General features: G+C 62.9%; 19 protein-coding genes and 1 tRNA gene. 11 read left to right on the top strand and 9 right to left on the bottom strand.

The annotated features are described in order from the left end of the window. Positions 1–6 precede the first annotated feature (6 nt). A complete protein-coding gene (locus ACUJ47_RS02640) occupies positions 7–1,770 on the bottom strand; it encodes an SLC13 family permease (protein ID WP_445536910.1) in 1,764 nt (587 codons plus the stop codon). On the opposite strand from ACUJ47_RS02640, the gene ACUJ47_RS02635 reads away from it, so the two are divergent. The 3 genes from ACUJ47_RS02635 (at position 1,751) to ACUJ47_RS02625 (ending at position 3,111) form a co-directional block, all read left to right on the top strand. Further along, entirely contained in the window at positions 1,751–1,936 is a 186-nt protein-coding gene (locus ACUJ47_RS02635) for a hypothetical protein (RefSeq protein ID WP_445536909.1), read from the top strand. The genes ACUJ47_RS02640 and ACUJ47_RS02635 overlap by 20 nt on opposite strands. Then, the gene (locus ACUJ47_RS02630; RefSeq protein WP_445536908.1) at positions 1,933–2,982 is read left to right on the top strand and encodes a zinc-binding dehydrogenase; all 1,050 of its coding nucleotides are present in this window, start codon (positions 1,933–1,935) and stop codon (positions 2,980–2,982) included. Before ACUJ47_RS02635 ends, ACUJ47_RS02630 begins: the two co-directional genes overlap by 4 nt. Positions 2,983–3,026: 44 nt before the next feature. Next, positions 3,027–3,111: transfer RNA gene (locus tag ACUJ47_RS02625), tRNA-Leu, on the top strand. Between the two features lie 40 nt (positions 3,112–3,151). On the opposite strand, the gene ACUJ47_RS02620 is transcribed toward ACUJ47_RS02625, so the two are convergent. Both ACUJ47_RS02620 and efp read right to left on the bottom strand, forming a co-directional pair. Beyond that, positions 3,152–3,970, bottom strand: a complete 819-nt coding sequence (locus ACUJ47_RS02620; protein WP_445536907.1) for an inositol monophosphatase family protein — start codon at positions 3,968–3,970, stop codon at positions 3,152–3,154. A 4-nt stretch (positions 3,971–3,974) separates the two neighbouring features. Continuing rightward, positions 3,975–4,538 (bottom strand): elongation factor P, encoded by a 564-nt coding sequence (gene efp, locus ACUJ47_RS02615; protein ID WP_445536906.1) that lies wholly within the window; start codon positions 4,536–4,538, stop codon positions 3,975–3,977. Between the two features lie 128 nt (positions 4,539–4,666). Between efp and ACUJ47_RS02610 the strand changes: the two genes are divergently transcribed. After that, entirely contained in the window at positions 4,667–5,023 is a 357-nt protein-coding gene (locus ACUJ47_RS02610) for an elongation factor P (RefSeq protein WP_445536905.1), read from the top strand. Here the strand turns inward: ACUJ47_RS02610 and thiE are convergent. Beyond that, on the bottom strand, positions 5,017–5,664 hold the full coding sequence (gene thiE, locus ACUJ47_RS02605) for a thiamine phosphate synthase (protein WP_445538840.1): 648 nt from the start codon (positions 5,662–5,664) through the stop codon (positions 5,017–5,019). The two genes, ACUJ47_RS02610 and thiE, sit on opposite strands and share 7 nt — an antisense overlap. Before the next feature lie 131 nt (positions 5,665–5,795). Between thiE and ACUJ47_RS02600 the strand changes: the two genes are divergently transcribed. Continuing rightward, positions 5,796–6,164, top strand: a complete 369-nt coding sequence (locus ACUJ47_RS02600) for a hypothetical protein (RefSeq protein ID WP_445536904.1) — start codon at positions 5,796–5,798, stop codon at positions 6,162–6,164. Positions 6,165–6,188: 24 nt separating this feature from the next. Here ACUJ47_RS02600 and ACUJ47_RS02595 read toward each other — a convergent pair whose 3' ends face one another. The 5 genes from ACUJ47_RS02595 to tkt form a co-directional block, all read right to left on the bottom strand. Then, positions 6,189–7,079 (bottom strand): fructose bisphosphate aldolase, encoded by an 891-nt coding sequence (locus tag ACUJ47_RS02595; protein WP_445536903.1) that lies wholly within the window; start codon positions 7,077–7,079, stop codon positions 6,189–6,191. Between the two features lie 108 nt (positions 7,080–7,187). Next, positions 7,188–7,646, bottom strand: coding sequence for a PaaI family thioesterase (locus tag ACUJ47_RS02590; protein ID WP_445536902.1), 459 nt, complete (start codon positions 7,644–7,646; stop codon positions 7,188–7,190). Then, on the bottom strand, positions 7,643–8,845 hold the full coding sequence (locus tag ACUJ47_RS02585) for a phosphoglycerate kinase (RefSeq protein ID WP_445538839.1): 1,203 nt from the start codon (positions 8,843–8,845) through the stop codon (positions 7,643–7,645). Before ACUJ47_RS02585 ends, ACUJ47_RS02590 begins: the two co-directional genes overlap by 4 nt. A 12-nt stretch (positions 8,846–8,857) precedes the next feature. Next, positions 8,858–9,865 carry a type I glyceraldehyde-3-phosphate dehydrogenase gene (gene gap, locus ACUJ47_RS02580; protein WP_445536901.1) on the bottom strand — a complete coding sequence of 336 codons (1,008 nt, stop codon included), beginning with the start codon at positions 9,863–9,865 and terminating at the stop codon, positions 8,858–8,860. 15 nt (positions 9,866–9,880) lie between these two features. Further along, positions 9,881–11,860, bottom strand: coding sequence for a transketolase (gene tkt, locus ACUJ47_RS02575; protein WP_445536900.1), 1,980 nt, complete (start codon positions 11,858–11,860; stop codon positions 9,881–9,883). A gap of 230 nt (positions 11,861–12,090) precedes the next feature. Here tkt and ACUJ47_RS02570 point away from each other — a divergent pair, with 230 nt between their 5' ends. The 6 genes from ACUJ47_RS02570 (at position 12,091) to ACUJ47_RS02545 (ending at position 16,452) form a co-directional block, all read left to right on the top strand. Then, positions 12,091–12,285: a hypothetical protein gene (locus tag ACUJ47_RS02570; RefSeq protein ID WP_445536899.1), complete on the top strand. Its 195-nt coding sequence runs from the start codon at positions 12,091–12,093 to the stop codon at positions 12,283–12,285. Then, positions 12,282–12,761, top strand: coding sequence for a cell division protein ZapA (locus ACUJ47_RS02565; RefSeq protein ID WP_445536898.1), 480 nt, complete (start codon positions 12,282–12,284; stop codon positions 12,759–12,761). The genes ACUJ47_RS02570 and ACUJ47_RS02565 overlap by 4 nt, the downstream gene beginning before the upstream one ends. A 303-nt stretch (positions 12,762–13,064) precedes the next feature. Next, positions 13,065–13,637, top strand: coding sequence for a 5-formyltetrahydrofolate cyclo-ligase (locus tag ACUJ47_RS02560; RefSeq protein ID WP_445536897.1), 573 nt, complete (start codon positions 13,065–13,067; stop codon positions 13,635–13,637). Further along, positions 13,637–13,861 (top strand): DUF2842 domain-containing protein, encoded by a 225-nt coding sequence (locus tag ACUJ47_RS02555; protein ID WP_445536896.1) that lies wholly within the window; start codon positions 13,637–13,639, stop codon positions 13,859–13,861. Before ACUJ47_RS02560 ends, ACUJ47_RS02555 begins: the two co-directional genes overlap by 1 nt. Before the next feature lie 55 nt (positions 13,862–13,916). Further along, positions 13,917–15,359, top strand: coding sequence for an MFS transporter (locus ACUJ47_RS02550; RefSeq protein ID WP_445536895.1), 1,443 nt, complete (start codon positions 13,917–13,919; stop codon positions 15,357–15,359). A 13-nt stretch (positions 15,360–15,372) separates the two neighbouring features. Then, on the top strand, positions 15,373–16,452 hold the full coding sequence (locus ACUJ47_RS02545; protein WP_445536894.1) for an MBL fold metallo-hydrolase: 1,080 nt from the start codon (positions 15,373–15,375) through the stop codon (positions 16,450–16,452). Positions 16,453–16,459 lie beyond the last annotated feature (7 nt).

Raw genomic sequence — 16,459 nt, 5'->3', positions numbered from 1 at the left:
GCCGAACTACATCCCGTAAGTCGTGACCAACAGCACCGAAAGCACGGTTACCATCAGGAACACCAGCGGCACGCCGGTGCGGATGTAGTCTTTGAACTGGTAGCTGCCTTCTGACATGATCAGCATGTTGGTCTGGTAGGCAACTGGCGTTGCGTAGCAGAGATTACAGCCAAACAGCACAGCCAGGATCAGGGGCTCTGCCGGCAGGCCCAGCTGGGTCGCGATCTTGAAAGCAATCGGCGTCCCGACAGTGGCCGCAGTTGCGTTCGAAGCGAAGTTGGTCAGCAGCGTCACGAACAACATGATTGCCGCCAACACTGCAGCGGGTGGCAAGTGCTGCAGCCCCATCGCCAATGCCTCGCCAAGCCATGCTGCGGCCCCGCTTTCGAGGACGATGCGGCCGATCGCAATGCTCGCGGCAACGAGCACGATCACTCTCGCCGAAAGGGCGCGCCCTACCCGGTCGAACTTCACGCAGCCGGTCACGAACATCAGGATTGCGCCTGCGAGCGCCGAAACCGCGATCGGGAAGATGCCGATCGAAGCGGTAAAGACCGAGAAGACCATGATCGCCGCAGCGAGCAGTGCCTTCGACTTGCGGGGCAGTTCGCGTGCGCCCTCAAGCATCAAGAGGCTGTCCGCGTCGGCAAAATCCTGCAGGCTCCCGGGCAGCCCCATCACAAGCAGCACGTCACCTTCCGCAATCCGCAGGTCGCCACCCTGGCTGTACTGGTCGCGTTCGCCCATCAGCCGCTCGGGCCGGTGGATGCCGAGAACGGCAACACCATAGAGATCCGCAATGCCGGAGGTCGGCAGCGTCCGGCTGATCAGCCGCGAATCCGCCGTCACCGTCATTTCGACGACGGTGATGTCCTGCCCCTTGGCCGAGGATTCGCGCCGGATGCGGTCGACCACCCAGCTTGGCGCCAGATGCCCCTTGAGCACGCGCATCGCATCCTCGAGCGCCTCGTGCGTGCCCGAGATGTGGAGGCGCTGTTGCGGCTGCAGCGGCCCGCTAGGCTGGTCGTGAAAGCGAATGTCCCCCGGCAGGCGCGGCAGGATCGAGGAAAGCTCCACACCCGCCAGCGAACTGTCGGGCGCGATCCTGAGGCGGGTATGGAAGCGCCGCTGGACAGCCTTGCTCTCGACGCTGTTGTCACCGAGCAGCCGCGGCATCACCAGCCACAGATAAGGCAAAGCAACCAGGGCCGCCATCAGCACGATCGGCGTGTAGTGGAACACGCTCATCTGCGGCATTCCCAAATCGACAGCGATCGAGACCACAAGGATATTGGTGGATGTGCCGATCGTTGTCGCCATGCCCCCGATCAAAACGGCGGCGTTGAGCGGGATCAGCGTTTTCGATGCAGGCATCGCCCCGCGCGCTGCAAGCGCGACGAAAATCGGCATCAGCAGCACCAGCACGGGCGTGTCGTTGACGCCCATCGACAAGAACAAGGCCAGCAGCAACGATACTAGAAGCCCAAGCTGCAAGTTGATTTTGAAAACCCGTTCCAGCAAGCGCGCCGCCGGTTCGAGCGCCCCAGTCACGACCAGGCCGCGACCCATGATCATTAGCGCGCAGATCGTGATCAGTGCGTAATGGCCGAAGCCTGAGAAGGCTAGCGCGAGCCCGTCGGTCGGCTTGGCGCCCTCAAGCGGGAAGAAATAGAGCCCCACTGCGATCACGGCGATCGTAAGCAGCGAAATGATCTCGATCGGCATACGCCCGCGCGCGAAGGCAACGAACATGGCCAGCGTCACCGCCATCGCTGCCATGGCATGGAAGGAAGGTAAGGCCAGCATCGCTAACCGCATGAATCCCAAAGGCTGGGTGAAAAGACAAGGCTTTTTCCCAAAAGCGCTGGTTGCGGCGCCTGGCACGAGCGGCAATGGTCTCTTTGCGGGATTGCCGCATGAGAGGAACAAGAGATGAAGGCACTGGTATTCAACGGGCCGCGGGACATCCGCTATGACAGCTATGTCGACCCCGAATTGCGCAGCCCCAACAGCGCCATATTGAAGGTCGAAAGCTGTTCGATCTGCGGCAGCGACCTCCACATGTATCACGGCGCGCATATCGGCTCGACCGACTATGCCGCCGAGGCTCCCAAATTCTGCTGCGGGCATGAATTCATCGGCGAAGTGGTCGAAACGGGCCCGGAAGTGCACGGCTTCAGCGTCGGGCAGAAAGTGCTAGCGGCGGGCGGCACCGGCTGCGGCAGATGCCCTGCCTGCCGTACGGGCAATGCTGGCGCCTGCCGACATGCGACCGCTTTCGGCATCGGCCCAACACTTGAAGGCGGCCAGGCCGAATTCGTCTGCGTACCCAATGCCGACGCCACGCTCTACAGCCGCGAAGGGCTTTCGGACGAGCATGCCATGCTGCTGACCGATGCCATGGCCACCGCCTATTTCGGCCTGACCCGGGCCGAGCCCAAGCCGGGCGGATCAGTGGCGGTGATCGGACTGGGACCGATCGGGCTGATCGGGGTCGAGCTTGCCTACCTCCTCGGTGCGTCGCAGGTCTTTGCGATCGATCCGGTCGCCTCGCGCCGCGCCATGGCAGAAAAACTTGGTGCCACCGCTCTGGCGCCCGGGCCGAAACTTGTGGAGCAAGTGCGGGAATTGACCGGCGGCCGGGGCGCACAGTCCGTGTTCGAAGCATCCGGAGCAAGCGGCGCCATCGCCAGCGCACTGCCGCTGGTCGCCCCACGCGGGAATGTGTCGTTTATCGGAATACCCGAACCTGAAGACACGCTTCCGCTGCCACTGATCATGTTCAAGCATGTTACCGTACGCGGCGGAATCTGCGACGTGACCAACATGTGGCCGCACCTCGTGCCGCTGGTGCAGGAAGGCCGCCTCAAGGCGTCAGGGCTGTTCAGCTATCACTTCACGTTGAGCGAAGGCGCGGAAGCCTATTCGCTTTTCGACAGTCGCGAAGACGGTGTGATCAAGATCCGCATAGATGTGACTTGATGCGGCGCGCGAGCGCCGCTAACAGCCGCGCTCCCGCACGCAGTGCCCCTGTGGTGGAATTGGTAGACGCGCTCGACTCAAAATCGAGTTCCTTACGGAGTGCCCGTTCGAGTCGGGCCAGGGGCACCACTGCTATTTGTGCGCGGAAAGTTTGCGCCCTACCGCTTCGCTACTTGAGGGCGTTGGCCAGCAATTTGTGCAGCTTGGAGTGCAATGCGTCGTTGGCCGCAAGCACCTGGCGCGCAGCGATCGGTTCCGAACGCCCGCGGAAATCGCTCACGAAACCGCCCGCTTCGCGCACCAAGAGGCAGCCCGCCGCCGTGTCCCAATCGCTCAGGCCGGTTTCCCAGAAGCCGTCGAACCGGCCAGCTGCGACCCATGCAAGGTCGAGCGACGCTGCGCCAAAGCGGCGGATGCCCGCCACATTGGGCCCGATTGCGCCGTAGATCTTCATCCATTCTCCCGCATCGCCCGCACCCTGGAACGGAATGCCAGTGGCGATGAGCGCTTCGTGCATCTGCGAGCGCGCCGAAACCCTTAGGCGAGCGTCCTGCAGCCATGCACCGCGCGTTTTTTCCGCCCAGAAAGTTTCGTCGGTAATCGGCTGGTAGATCACCCCGGCGGTCACTTCGCCCCAGCCCGATCCATCGAGCTTGGGCTCCTGCACCGCAATCGAAATCGCGAAATGCGGGATGCCGTGCAGGAAGTTGCTCGTGCCGTCGAGCGGGTCGATGACCCAGCGCGGCTTACTGGGATCGCCTTCGATCTCCCCGGCTTCCTCAAGCTTGAAGCCCCAATCCGGCCGCGCCTGCAGCAATTCGTCATAGATCGTGCGCTCGGCGCGCATATCGGCCTTGGAGACGAAATCCGCCGGCCCCTTGCGGCTGACTTGCAAGTGTTCGACTTCGCCGAAGTCGCGCCGCAACCGGCCACCCGCCTTGCGGGCAGCCTTTTCCATTACGCGGATGAGGCCGGAGATCGCTGCCACGTGATTAGCTCGCCTTGCCGACGTAGGACTGTTCGTAGACGTCGACCACGATGCGCGTGCCGCTTTCGATGTGCGGCGGCACCATGATGCGCACGCCATTATCTAGGATCGCGGGCTTGTAGCTGGAAGAGGCGGTCTGCCCCTTCACCACGGCATCGGCCTGAACGATGGTGGCCTCGATCTGCGCGGGAAGCTCGACGCTGATCGGCTTTTCTTCCCACAGTTCGAGCGTCACCTGCATCCCGTCCTGCAGGAAGGGGCGCGCATCGCCCAAGAGGTCGCTCGGCAGGTTGATCTGCTCGTAAGTGTCATTGTCCATGAAAACCAGCATTTCGCCGTCTTCATAAAGGAACTGGAATTCCTTCGTGTCGAGGCGCACTCGCTCGATCGTGTCGGCGCTGCGGAAGCGAACGTTGGTCTTGCGGCCATCCTGCAGGTTCTTCATCTCGACCTGCATATAGGCGCCGCCCTTGCCGGGCTGGGTGTGCTGTATCTTGGCGACCTTCCAGATGCCGCCTTCATATTCCAGGATGTTGCCGGGGCGAATATCGACGCCGCTGATCTTCATGGGAACTTACCTTTTCAAGGAACCTGCAGGCTGCGGGCCTGCTGCTGTAGCGCGCGCCCTTAGCCGAGGTGCGAACGCGGGGCAAGGCGGCTGGCGAGCCGCGCGTGAACGTGATAGCGCTGGCGGCCATGAAACGGCTCATCCCGCTCACCTTCCTGCCCGCACTCGCGCTGGCAGCGCCCGCGCAGGGCGAAATCCTCAAGACCATGCCGCATGGCCCCTACCAGTGCTCGCTGCCCGGCGATGCGGCGGGCCCCGCGCTGATCCCGGTGGAGGAAGAAAGCTTCACGATCACCCGTGCCTCGCGCTACCGCACCGAGGCAGGGCGCGGAACCTATTTGCTCAGGGGTGATTTGCTCACCTTCACCGGCGGCCCCAAGAACGGCCAGCAGCTGCGCCGCACCGGAACCAATGAATTGCGCTCAATCAATGAGGACGGCTCGACCGGGCGAATGATCTGCGTGCGTGTCGGCAGCAATTACTGATCGGCGGAAGCCTTCGCGATCGCTTTCGCGAAATCCTTCACCGCTTGCGCTTCGTTGCCGTTCCAGATGGCGCCTGACACCGCAAGGAAATCGGCCCCCGCTTCGACCAGCGGAGCGCAATTCTGCGGCGTGATGCCGCCGATAGCGACAGAAGGAATCTCGAACAAATGCGTCCACCAGCTGAGCAATTCGGGCTCGGGCCGGTGCTCGGTTTCCTTGGTGGTCGACGGATAGAATGCCCCGAAAGCGACATAGTCCGCGCCAGCCTCGCCCGCCTCCATCGCCAAGTGGCGACTGTCATGACAGGTCACGCCGATCTGCGCGTGCTGCCCCAGTTCCTGCCGCGCCTCTTTCGGGCTGCCATCTTTCTGGCCAAGGTGGACTCCGTCGGCCTTGAGCCGCTTGGCAAGCGCGATGCTGTCATTGACGATGAAGGCCACATCGCGCGCGGCGCAGATCGCCTGCAGCGGCTCCGCCAGGCGCGCGGCCTCGTGCTGGTCGATATCCTTCATGCGAAACTGGAACGCGGTGATCAGCCCCGGCCCCGCGTCGAGCGCGCGCTCGAGCCGCTGCGGAAAATCGCCCGAAACGTCGAGCGGCGAAATCAGGTACAACTGAGTCGAAAGCGTCTGGTCACTCATGCGGCGTGCCATAGCCGCGACATCGCCGCCCGCCAACACGATCGAATCTGTCCGCTTGCGAGACAGTGCCAGTATCGTGCTCATGCGCGGCTGGAATTGCGCTATGATCGCCCGGCAAAGGAGAAGCCGCCATGCCGCTATTCGCCATTGGGTCGTCGCTCACGCTGCTTGCCGCCGCCAGTGCGGCCCCCATCACCAGCGAGGTCGCGATGTTCGAACGCGTCGCGCTCGAAGGCGGGCTATCGTTCTATACTGTAGGCGTTTTCGAGGACTCCCGCTGCCCTGACCGCGAGCTGTGCTTCCGTGACGAGCACCTGGTCGTGGCAGCGGTGATTGTCGACGGAAGCCGCCGCAAGGGGTACAATTTTGAGCTTGGCGTCCCGCAGCGCGTCCCAGGCGGCTGGCTTACGCTGCTCTCGACCACGGCCAAGCCGCGCGAATACGGCGCAATCCCGCTGTCGGAATACGGGCTGACCTATATTTACGAGCGCGACATTTAGGCGGCGATTGCGCCGCCCGTTGGATCAGCCGGCCACAGATGCAGCGTAGATTGCGTCAATCGCCTTGCCCAGCGCCGCATCGAATTCTGCGTCGGTCTGGTCCTTGCGCAGATCCTGCAGCAGGCCGCGGCTGAAGCTGGCGATCATTCCCTTGTTCTTGGCGAGGTGCTCGCAGGCTTCCTCGGTCGAATAGCCACCCGAAAGCGCGACCACGCGCAGCACAGCGGGATGCGCGATCAGCGGCGCATAGAGATTGGCTTCGACCGGGATCGACAGCTTGAGCATCACCTTGCGGCCTTCAGGCAAGGCATCGAGCCCCTTTGCCAGTTCGGCCAGCAGGATCTTCTCGCCTTCCGCGCGATCGGCGGCGGTGATGTCATATTCCGGCTCAAGGATCGGGACGAGGCCCTTGTCCGCGATGCGGTTGCCGTATTCGAACTGTTGCGCAACGATCGCCGCGATACCCTTGGGGTTCGCCGACTTGATCACCGAGCGCATCTTGGTGCCGAACATGCCAGCCGCGACCGACTTGTCGAGCAGCGCGTCGAGCTTGGTCATGGTCTTCATCAGCTGGACGCCATCGGCTTCGTCCTGCAAACCTTCATCGACCTTAATGAAGGGCACGACGCCGCGCGCCTTCAGCGCATCGGCAGTGGGCTTGCCATCAACCATGCCGTCCATGGTCTTTTCGAACAGGATCGCGCCGATCACCTTGCCGCTGGAGAAACTGGGGGCGGTGATCACGCGGCTGCGCATCGCATGGATCGCCGCGAACATTTCGTCATCGCCCGACCATTCGTCGTCGCTCACGCCATAGCCGCGCAGCGCCTTCGGGGTCGATCCGCCCGACTGGTCGAGTGCAGCAATGAACCCGTCATCATTGGCAATCCTGGCGGTCATTTCATCGAAGTTCATGGCAGCGTCCTGTCTTGAGATCTGGTCTGGGATTGATCGTGCATACGTATGCGTTCGGCGCGCACTTAGCGTCGACTCACCTCCGGAGCAACGGGGCGGGAACCGGTATCAGGATTTCTTGCCCACCTTGCGAATGATGCCGTTGAAACGCAGCACCGGCTGGCCGTCAGCGGTGACGAGACCCTCGACGAAAATCGTCTTGCCACCGGCCCTCACCACACGGCCACGCCCCTCGACCAGCTGGCCGACCCGCGCAGGATCGAGGAAGTCGCCCGTGAGGCTGAGCGTGACGCCGCGGTCGTCGCCCAATTCCCTGCTGGCGATGGTGAACAGCGCCGAATCGGCGAAGGTCATCAGGCAGCCGCCGTGCATGAAACCGGCACCGTTCATGTGGCGCGGCTCGGCGCGAAACGCGCTGACCATTTCGCCATTATCATCAACGCGCTCGTAAAACGGGCCAGCACGCTGCTCGAACGCATCGCTTTGCCAGGTCGACCAGCCAACCCATTCGCCTTCGGTGATCGGCTTGAGCCCGCCACTGGACCCTACGGCTTCGTTTTCGCTCATTGGCTGAGCGCCGCAACCCCGGGCAGCACTTTGCCTTCCATCCATTCAAGGAAGGCGCCGCCCGCAGTCGAAATGTAAGTCACATCATCGGTCACGCCTGCATGGGCGAGCGCCGCGACGGTGTCACCGCCGCCAGCGACCGAAACGAGCGATCCTTCCTGTGTCAGCGCGGCGGCCATGCGCGCAAGCGCGACAGTCGCCTCGTCGAAGGGAGGCGTTTCAAAAGCGCCCAGCGGCCCGTTCCATACCAGCGTTCGGCAGGTCTTGAGCACATCGCCCAGCGCCTCGACCGCTTGCGGCCCGATATCGAGGATCATCTCGTCCGGTGCCACTTCGTGGACATTGCAGACCCGCAGCGAAGGAGGATTGGGCGCGAATTCCTTCGCCACCACGACGTCATAGGGAAGATGGACCGTGCATCCGGCATGATCCGCTTCGTCCATGATCTTGTTGGCGGTGGCGGTCAGGTCATGCTCGCAAAGCGACTTGCCGACATCCACACCGCGCGCGGCGAGGAAGGTGTTGGCCATGCCGCCGCCAATGATCAGGTGCTGGACCTTGCCGACGAGGTTTTCGAGCACCGCAAGCTTGGTCGAAACCTTGGCCCCGCCGACGACCGCTGCGACGGGCGTTTGCGGCGAACCAAGCGCAGCCTCGAGCGCATTCAGCTCCCTTTCCATCGCGCGTCCGGCATAGGATGGCAGCAGATGCGCCAGCCCTTCGGTCGTCGCATGGGCGCGATGCGCCGCGGAAAAGGCGTCATTGACGTAGAAATCGCCATTGGCCGCGATCGCCTTGGCGAACTCGGGATCATTGGCTTCCTCGCCGGGCCAGAAGCGGACATTGTCCATCAGCCCGATGTCGCCCGGGCGAAGGATGCCGATCGCCTGCTGCGCCACCGGCCCCGCGACCTCGGGAATGAACATGATTTCCTTGCCCAGCACGCGCTCGACATCGCCCTGCACCATGCTGGTGGACAGCACCGAGCTGCGCTGGCCCTTGGGGCGGCCGAAATGCGCGAGCAGCAACACCTTGGCGCCCTTGCCCGTCAGCTCGAGGATAGTGGGCTTCGAAGCCTCGACGCGCGTGACGTCGGTCGCCGATCCGTCCTTCATCGGCAAATTCAGGTCGACGCGCACCAGCGCGACCTTGCCGGTCAGGTCATCTGGCAGATCGTCGAGGGTCTTGAAGCCCGCCATCATTCGCCTCCCTTAGAGCAGGCCGCCCATCACGCCTGCGGTATCGACCATGCGGTTGGAGAAGCCCCATTCATTGTCATACCAGCTGAGCACGCGCACCAGCTTGCCGTCGATCACGCCGGTTTCGAGGCTGTCGATGGTCGAGCTGTTGGGGCAGTGGTTATAGTCGATCGACACGAGCGGTTCGTCAGAATAGCCGAGCACGCCATTCATCGGGCCTTCGGCAGCAGCCTTCAGCAGCGCATTGACCTCCTCCTTGGTCGTTTCGCGCTTGGGCTGGAAGGTCAGGTCGACCACCGAGACGTTCGGGGTTGGTACGCGGATCGCGGAACCGTCGAGCTTGCCCTTGAGTTCGGGCAGAACTTCACCCACCGCGCGGGCAGCGCCGGTGGTGGTCGGGATCATCGACATGGCCGCAGCGCGGGCGCGGCGCGGATCTTCGTGGATCTGGTCGAGGATCTTCTGGTCGTTGGTATAGGCGTGGACCGTGGTCATCAGGCCGCGCTCAATCCCGATCGCGTCGTTCAGCACCTTCGCGAACGGCGCGAGGCAATTGGTCGTGCACGATGCGTTAGAAACCACGGTGTGTTCGGCAGTCAGCTTGTCATGATTGACGCCATATACCACCGTGAGGTCGACATTCTTGCCCGGTGCCGAGATCAGCACCTTCTTGGCGCCGGCCGCCAGGTGCTTTTCGCACGAGGCGCGGTCGGTGAAGAAGCCGGTGCATTCGAGCGCGATGTCGACGCCGTTTGCGGCATGCGGCAGGTTCGCCGGGTCACGCTCGGCGGTCACATGGATGCGCTTGCTGTTGATGATCAAATCATTGCCGTCGACTTCAACCGTGCCCGAAAATGCGCCGTGAACGCTGTCGCGCTGGAACAGCATGGCATTGGCCTGCGCCGATGCGAGGTCGTTGATCGAAACCAGCTCGAGATCGTGATCGGTGCGCTCCAGGATCGCGCGCGCCACATTGCGCCCGATGCGCCCGAAACCGTTGATTGCAACCTTGGTCGCCATGACAAAAACTCCTGCTTAGCCGTTCAATTTACTGAAGATTCGCGGGACAATGGCGTCCGCGGTGATGCCGAATTTCTCGAACAACGCCTCCGCCGGTGCGGATGCCCCGAAACGATCGATCCCGATATTGAGCCCGTCGGTGCCGGTATAGCGTTCCCAGCCGAACGTGGTGCCCGCTTCGATCGAAACCTTGAGGCAATCGGACGGAAGGATATCGCTGCGGTAAGCCGTCCCCTGCTCGTCGAACAGTTCGGTGCTGACCATCGACACCACATCGGCGCCGACGCCCTGCCCCTCAAGCTGCGCCGCGCATGCCAGAGCGACCTCGACTTCCGAGCCGGTCGCGACCAGCACCACCTTGCGAGCGGCATTGGCCGATTTGAGGCGATAGGCCCCGCGCGCCGAGAGGTTTTCTCCGGCCGCTTCCAGCCGTACTTGCGGCAGGTTCTGGCGGCTCAGCGCCAGCACGGTCGGACGGTTCGCCTGCCTGAGGGCAATATCCCAGCATTCGGCAGTCTCGATCACATCGGCCGGACGCATCACCAGCAAGTTCGGCATCGCGCGCAGCGAAGCGAGATGCTCGATCGGCTGGTGGGTCGGCCCATCTTCGCCGAGGCCGATCGAATCATGCGTCATCACATAGATCGCGCGCACGCGCTGCAAGGCCGAGAGGCGGATCGCGCCGCGCGCGTAATCGGTGAAGACCAGGAAGGTCCCGCCATATGGGATCACCCCGCCATGGAGCGCCATTCCGTTCATGGCCGCCGCCATGCCGAATTCGCGGATGCCCCAATATACGTAACGTCCGCTGTAATCGTCCGCGGTGAACGGGCCGATGCCTCCCGCCTTGGTATTGTTCGAGCCGGTGAGATCGGCCGATCCGCCGATCGTGTCGGGCAGCTGCGGATTGATATGCGCCAGCGCCATTTCCGAGGCCTTGCGGGTCGCGACCTTCTGCGGCTCGGCAATCAGCTTGGCGACATACTCGCCCATGATGTCGCCCGCAGGCAGTTCGCCCGCCATGCGCCGCGCAAATTCGGCCTTGTGGGTTGAGGCTTCGAACCGCCCCGCCCACGCGCCGTGCGCTTCCTTGCCGTGCTGCCCGGTCGAGTGCCAATCGCCGAGAATGTCTGCGGGCACTTCGAACGGCGGATAGTCCCAGCCCAGCTCAGCGCGGGCCGCTGCGACTTCGTCGGCGCCCAACGGCGAACCATGTGTGGCCGATGTGCCCTGCTTGTGCGGCGCGCCCTTGCCGATAATGGTCTTGCAAGCGATCAGCGAGGGGCGCTCGTCTGCCACCGCTTCACCCAGCGCGCGGGCGATGTCGGCGAAATCGTGCCCGTCGCAGCTGGTTACGTGCCAGCCGGTCGCTTCATAGCGCGCCTTGATGTCTTCGCTGGTCGAAAGGTCGGTGCTGCCGTCGATGGTGATGTTGTTGTCATCCCACAGCACAATCATGCGACCAAGCTTGAGGTGGCCCGCGATACCGATCGCTTCGTGGTTGATGCCTTCCATCAAGCAGCCGTCACCCGCGATCACCCAGGTGCGATGATCGACCAGATCGTCTCCGAACACTGCATTGAGGTGGCGCTCTGCCATCGCCATGCCGACGCCCATCGCCAGCCCCTGGCCCAGCGGGCCGGTCGTGCACTCGACTCCCGGCAGCAGGAAGTTCTCGGGGTGGCCGGCACAGGGGCTGCCAAGCTGGCGGAAACTGCGGATGTCGCCGATGGTCGGCTGCTCATATCCCGAAAGGTAGAGCAGGCTGTAGATCAGCATCGAGCCATGGCCGGCGGAAAGCACGAAACGGTCGCGATCGGCCCAGTCGGGTGCCGACGGGTCGAATTTGAGGAATTGCGACCACAATACGGTGGCAACATCCGCCATGCCCATCGGCATGCCCGGGTGTCCGGAATTCGCCGCCTGCACAGCGTCCATCGATAGCGCGCGAATGGCATTGGCCATGGCTTGCAGGCGGGCGGGATCGAGGCTCATGCGCTCTGGCTCCTGGTCTGGCTGCGCGCCCCGCAGAAATGCGCGGCCCGGTGCGCCGATTCGGCGCGTTGACGGACCCTTTGCGGAGGGCTCAAGAGAGGTCAACCCGCGCATTCAGGGCTTTCACCGGCTCACCTGAAAATACTTGGCCCGGGGCCATGCAAGACGAGTTATCAACAGCCCCGGCCAAGGCTTTGCCCTGACAGCGCAAATTCGGTAAATTGCGCGCCATGGAGGGGAGCCGGACAGAGCAGGCCATCCGCAGGATCGAGGCCGCTCTCAACCGCATAGAGGCGGCGAGTGACAAGCTCGCCCCCGCTTCAGGCATCGATAGCGAACTTGCGGCGCGCCATGAGGCGTTGCGCGGTGAGGTTGCCGCAACCCTGCGCGATCTCGACAGGTTGATCGAAGGGCTCGAACAATGAGCCAGGTCACATTGCGCATCGGTGGAAGGAGCTATGCCGTTGCGTGCTCCGATGGGCAGGAAGCGCACCTCGCCCGATTGGGCGCGATGGTGGAGGAAAAATTCCGCCAGATGGAAGGCAATCTCGCCCCGCAGGACGCCCAGAACCTGCTGTTCGCGGCGATCCTGCTCGCGGACGAACTCCATGATACGCGCGCAGCTGTGGGTGACGACCCCGGGCAGCTGGGCGACCGGCTGGCGGAGCTGGAAAGCGAAGCCGCCGCCGCAAGGGGAGCGAAACATGAAATCTCGCTCGAACTCGATGCGGTCCGCGCCGAGCGAGACGCGCTGGCGAACGATTTGGCCAACATAAAATCGGCGGCAGGCGGGCAGGAACCCTTGTTCGCCGGAGCCGATGTCGCACCGCAGCTCGAACAATTGGCCGGACTCATTGAAAAATGCGCGGATGCGCTTGAGGGCAAGCTCGCGGCATCCTAGATAGGCGGCGGCGGGACTGCCCGGCACGAGCCATTTGAATATCCCTGAGGCTATAAGCAATCCTTGGGAGCTGTCCCTGCCCTGATTCACGGGTTCGTCCCGGGGGTTGGGGTAAACGGCGCCCACCTGACGTTGAGGCGTCAGAGGATTTCTCGGGCAACCGACCCATGGTGGTTCCGCTACTTTTCTTGCTGAAGTGCAACCCAACAAACCCGTTCGGGCTGAGCCTGTCGAAGCCCTGCACTTCTTGTCTACCGAATCTCTCGAAGGAAGAACGGCCCTTCGACAAGCTCAGGGCGAACGGTGGAAGACAAGGCCTCACAACGAAAGCTACTGCGCAAAAAGCGCCGCGAATGTGTCGAGCAATTGCCCGAAACGATGCGCGGGCTGGTGTTCCGCCACCCGCCTGCTCCGCTGCTTGATTTGATCGCGCCGGATGCGGTGATCGGCCTTTATCATGCCACCGCCGACGAAGCGCCGACCGCGCATTACGCCGGATTCTTCTTCGATCGCGGCCATACCATCGCGCTGCCTCGCTTCGCATCGCGCGATGCGCCGATGGAATTCGCGCGCCACAGCGATCCCTATGGTGCGTGCGATCTGGAGCCCGGCCCTTTCGGCGCGCTCCAGCCTGAGGCTGATGCGGACACGCTTGTTCCCGACGTCCTGTTCATGCCGCTGCTAGGCTTTACCGCACGCGGTGAGCGACTGGGGCAAGGTGGCGGGCATTACGACCGCTGGCTGGCGGAACATCCTGCAGCGCAGACGGTTGGCCTCGCATGGGACGTGCAATTGTGCGAGACACTACCGATCGAACACCACGACCGGCATCTCCATGCCATCGTCACTCCAACACGGCTTTACGGACCCTTTTGATGCGCGAACAACCGACTTGGCGGATCCCCGCAGGCATCCTTGGCCTGCTGGCAGCGCTGACGTTCTACGGCGTCGCGGTCGCGAGTTATGCGCCCGGCCTGATCGGCGAGTGGCCGACATTGGCCCAGACGCTGGTCTATATCGTGCTGGGCGTGATCTGGCTGCTGCCGCTCAGGCGCTTCCTCAGCTGGATGGAAACCGGCAACTGGAATCCTCCCCAATAAGGCGATTGCACTGCGGCACCTCCTCTCCTAGCCTTCGATTCGGGAGAGAAAATCAATGACATCAAGCCAGACGGCGCAAGCCGCCAACCTTTCGGACAAGCCGGGAACGGCTCTCAAGCTTGCCCATGGATTCGGCGCCACCGCCTTCGGCATCAAGAATAATGGCTTCGATTACTTCCTGCTGCTTTTCTATGGCACGGTGATCGGGCTGGAACCGGGGCTGGTGGGGCTGGCGCTGATGATCGCGCTGGTTTTCGACGCCTTGAGCGACCCGCTTGTCGGCTATTGGTCGGACAATCTCAAGTCGCGCTGGGGCCGGCGGCATCCATTGATGTATGGCGCGGCCTTGCCCGTCGCACTCACTTATTTCCTGGTGTGGAATCCCCCCGAGCTCGGGCAGGCAGGCCTGTTCTTCTACCTCACCGGCCTCTCGATCCTGATCCGCACCTTCATCACCTTTTACGAAACCCCGAGTTCCGCCCTGATCCCCGAGCTCACCAGCAATTACGAAGAGCGAACGAGCCTGCAATCCTATCGCCTGTTCTTCGGCTGGGCGGGCGGCAATCTGATGAGCGTGCTGATGTTCGGCGTGCTGCTGACCGGCCCGCTCGGGATGCGCGACCCCGAAGCATTCAAGACCTATGGCATCATCGGCTCGGTCATGATGTTCGTGGCGATCATGGTTTCGGCCCTGGGCACGCACAGCCGCATTCCGCACCTTCATCGCCCGAAGGTGACTGCCGAACGCTTCGGCGTACGCCGCATCTTCCGCGAAATGGTCGAAACGCTGAGCGAGAAGAGCTTCATCGCACTGTTTTTCGCCACAATCCTTTCGGCCATCGCGACAGGGCTGGCAGCGGCCCTTGCGTTCCTTATGCTCAACTACTTCTGGGAGTTCAGCGAATTCCAGATCTTCATCTGGACCTGCACAGTGTTCTTCTCGGCCCTGCTCGGCGCAGCGATAGCGCCCTGGGCCACGCGCCGCATGGGCAAGAAGCGGGCGACGATCATTCTGGGGTTGCTCGCCTTCTCGATCCAGCCGCTGCCGGTACTGTTGCGCCTGGTCGGAATGATGCCCGAAAACGGCGATCCCCTCCTTTTCCCGCTGGTTCTGGCCATCAATGTGATGGATCTCGCCCTGATCATCGCAATGCAGGCGGTGAGCTTTTCGATGATCGCCGATCTTGTCGAATCGAACCAGCTCAGGACCGGACGCCGTAGCGAGGGCGTCTACTATGCTGCGACCACCTTCACCAGAAAGACGACACAAGGCCTTGGCGTGTTGGCAGCAGGCGTGATCCTGTCAATTGTCGCCTTCCCTGATGGGGCCCCGCCGGGAACGGTCTCTGCCGACACGCTATGGTGGCTCGGCGCGCTCTATGCACCCTCGCTGCTGGTGCTTTGGCTGGGCGCGCTTTACTGCGTTTCGCGCTACAAGATCGACAAGGCGGACCACGAAGAGAATCTGAGGCGATTGGCACAAGTGGAAACCGCTTGAGGAGGAGCCCCCGATGAAGCGCAAATTGCCTGCGGCATTGCTTGGCATCATTGCAATCGCCGGAATTGCATTCCTTATTGGCCAGCGCTGGATCGGGGAACGCGTCTTCAGTTCCGCGGTCGAACGCCAGGTCGGGATCGATCGTTCGGCAGAATTGCCCGACGGGTTGCACGCCTATGTCTGCGGCAGCGGGTCGCCCATGCCCGATGCGGAGCGGGCCGGTCCTTGCATCGCCGTGCTGGCGGGGAAGCAGGGCTTTGTATTCGATGCCGGATCGGGCTCGATCCGCAAGCTGGGGCGGATGGGCTTTCCGATGGACCGGCTGGAAGCGGGCTTCCTGACCCATCTCCACTCGGACCATCTCGACGGGCTCGGCGAACTAATGCTGCAGGCCTGGATAGCGGGCGGACGAGCCACGCCTCTGCCCGTCTACGGCCCGCAGGGCACCGACACTGTCGTCGCCGGCTTCGTGCAGGCCTATGACATCGACCGCGGTTATCGAATCGCGCATCACGGCCCCGAAGTGGCACGGCCGGGAGGCTTCGGCGGTGAAGCGCGTATAATCTCCTTCACAGACACCGCAGACGACGAGAGAGTGGTCTATCAGAAGGACGGCGTGATGATCCGTGCATTGCCGGTCGACCATGCCCCCGTCGACCATGCGCTGGCGTTCCGGGTCGAATACAAAGGCCGCTCACTCGTGATCAGCGGTGACACCAAATTTTCCCTTCAGTTCGCGCGCTTTTCGGAAGGGGCGGACGTGATCTTCCACGAAGCGCTCAACCCGCAAATGGTCGGCAAGTTGGGAAGCACCTTGGCAGCTCGGGGCAATTCCGATGCGGCCAAGATCATGGCCGACATTCCCGACTATCACACCACGCCCGAGGACGCGGCTCGGGTGGCAGAAGCCGCAGGGGCAAAAGCACTGGTGCTCTATCACATGGTCCCCGCCCCGCCCGCTCGCTTGGTCGAGCGCGCATTCCTGGGCGATGCGCCAAGCCTGTTCGAAGGCACGCTGAAATTGTCTGAAGACGGAATGCTGGTCAGCCTCCCGGCAAATAGCCAGGAGATCGATTTCGACCAGCTTTTCTGAGAACTCC

Source organism: Altererythrobacter sp. Z27, assembly GCF_052683155.1.
This window is presented reverse-complemented; position numbering and strand designations above follow the sequence as displayed.

Excerpts from the sequence above, each read along its gene's own strand:
- ACUJ47_RS02635 (WP_445536909.1), top strand. The coding sequence starts at position 1,751 with ATGGCCAGCGTCACCGCCATCGCTGCCATGGCATGGAAGGAAGGTAAG.
- ACUJ47_RS02640 (WP_445536910.1), bottom strand. The coding sequence starts at position 1,770 with ATGGCGGTGACGCTGGCCATGTTCGTTGCCTTCGCGCGCGGGCGTATG.
- ACUJ47_RS02630 (WP_445536908.1), top strand. The coding sequence starts at position 1,933 with ATGAAGGCACTGGTATTCAACGGGCCGCGGGACATCCGCTATGACAGC.
- efp (WP_445536906.1), bottom strand. The coding sequence starts at position 4,538 with ATGAAGATCAGCGGCGTCGATATTCGCCCCGGCAACATCCTGGAATAT.
- ACUJ47_RS02610 (WP_445536905.1), top strand. The coding sequence starts at position 4,667 with ATGAAACGGCTCATCCCGCTCACCTTCCTGCCCGCACTCGCGCTGGCA.
- thiE (WP_445538840.1), bottom strand. The coding sequence starts at position 5,664 with ATGAGTGACCAGACGCTTTCGACTCAGTTGTACCTGATTTCGCCGCTC.
- ACUJ47_RS02600 (WP_445536904.1), top strand. The coding sequence starts at position 5,796 with ATGCCGCTATTCGCCATTGGGTCGTCGCTCACGCTGCTTGCCGCCGCC.
- ACUJ47_RS02595 (WP_445536903.1), bottom strand. The coding sequence starts at position 7,079 with ATGAACTTCGATGAAATGACCGCCAGGATTGCCAATGATGACGGGTTC.
- ACUJ47_RS02590 (WP_445536902.1), bottom strand. The coding sequence starts at position 7,646 with ATGAGCGAAAACGAAGCCGTAGGGTCCAGTGGCGGGCTCAAGCCGATC.
- ACUJ47_RS02585 (WP_445538839.1), bottom strand. The coding sequence starts at position 8,845 with ATGGCGGGCTTCAAGACCCTCGACGATCTGCCAGATGACCTGACCGGC.
- gap (WP_445536901.1), bottom strand. The coding sequence starts at position 9,865 with ATGGCGACCAAGGTTGCAATCAACGGTTTCGGGCGCATCGGGCGCAAT.
- tkt (WP_445536900.1), bottom strand. The coding sequence starts at position 11,860 with ATGAGCCTCGATCCCGCCCGCCTGCAAGCCATGGCCAATGCCATTCGC.
- ACUJ47_RS02570 (WP_445536899.1), top strand. The coding sequence starts at position 12,091 with ATGGAGGGGAGCCGGACAGAGCAGGCCATCCGCAGGATCGAGGCCGCT.
- ACUJ47_RS02565 (WP_445536898.1), top strand. The coding sequence starts at position 12,282 with ATGAGCCAGGTCACATTGCGCATCGGTGGAAGGAGCTATGCCGTTGCG.
- ACUJ47_RS02555 (WP_445536896.1), top strand. The coding sequence starts at position 13,637 with ATGCGCGAACAACCGACTTGGCGGATCCCCGCAGGCATCCTTGGCCTG.
- ACUJ47_RS02550 (WP_445536895.1), top strand. The coding sequence starts at position 13,917 with ATGACATCAAGCCAGACGGCGCAAGCCGCCAACCTTTCGGACAAGCCG.
- ACUJ47_RS02545 (WP_445536894.1), top strand. The coding sequence starts at position 15,373 with ATGAAGCGCAAATTGCCTGCGGCATTGCTTGGCATCATTGCAATCGCC.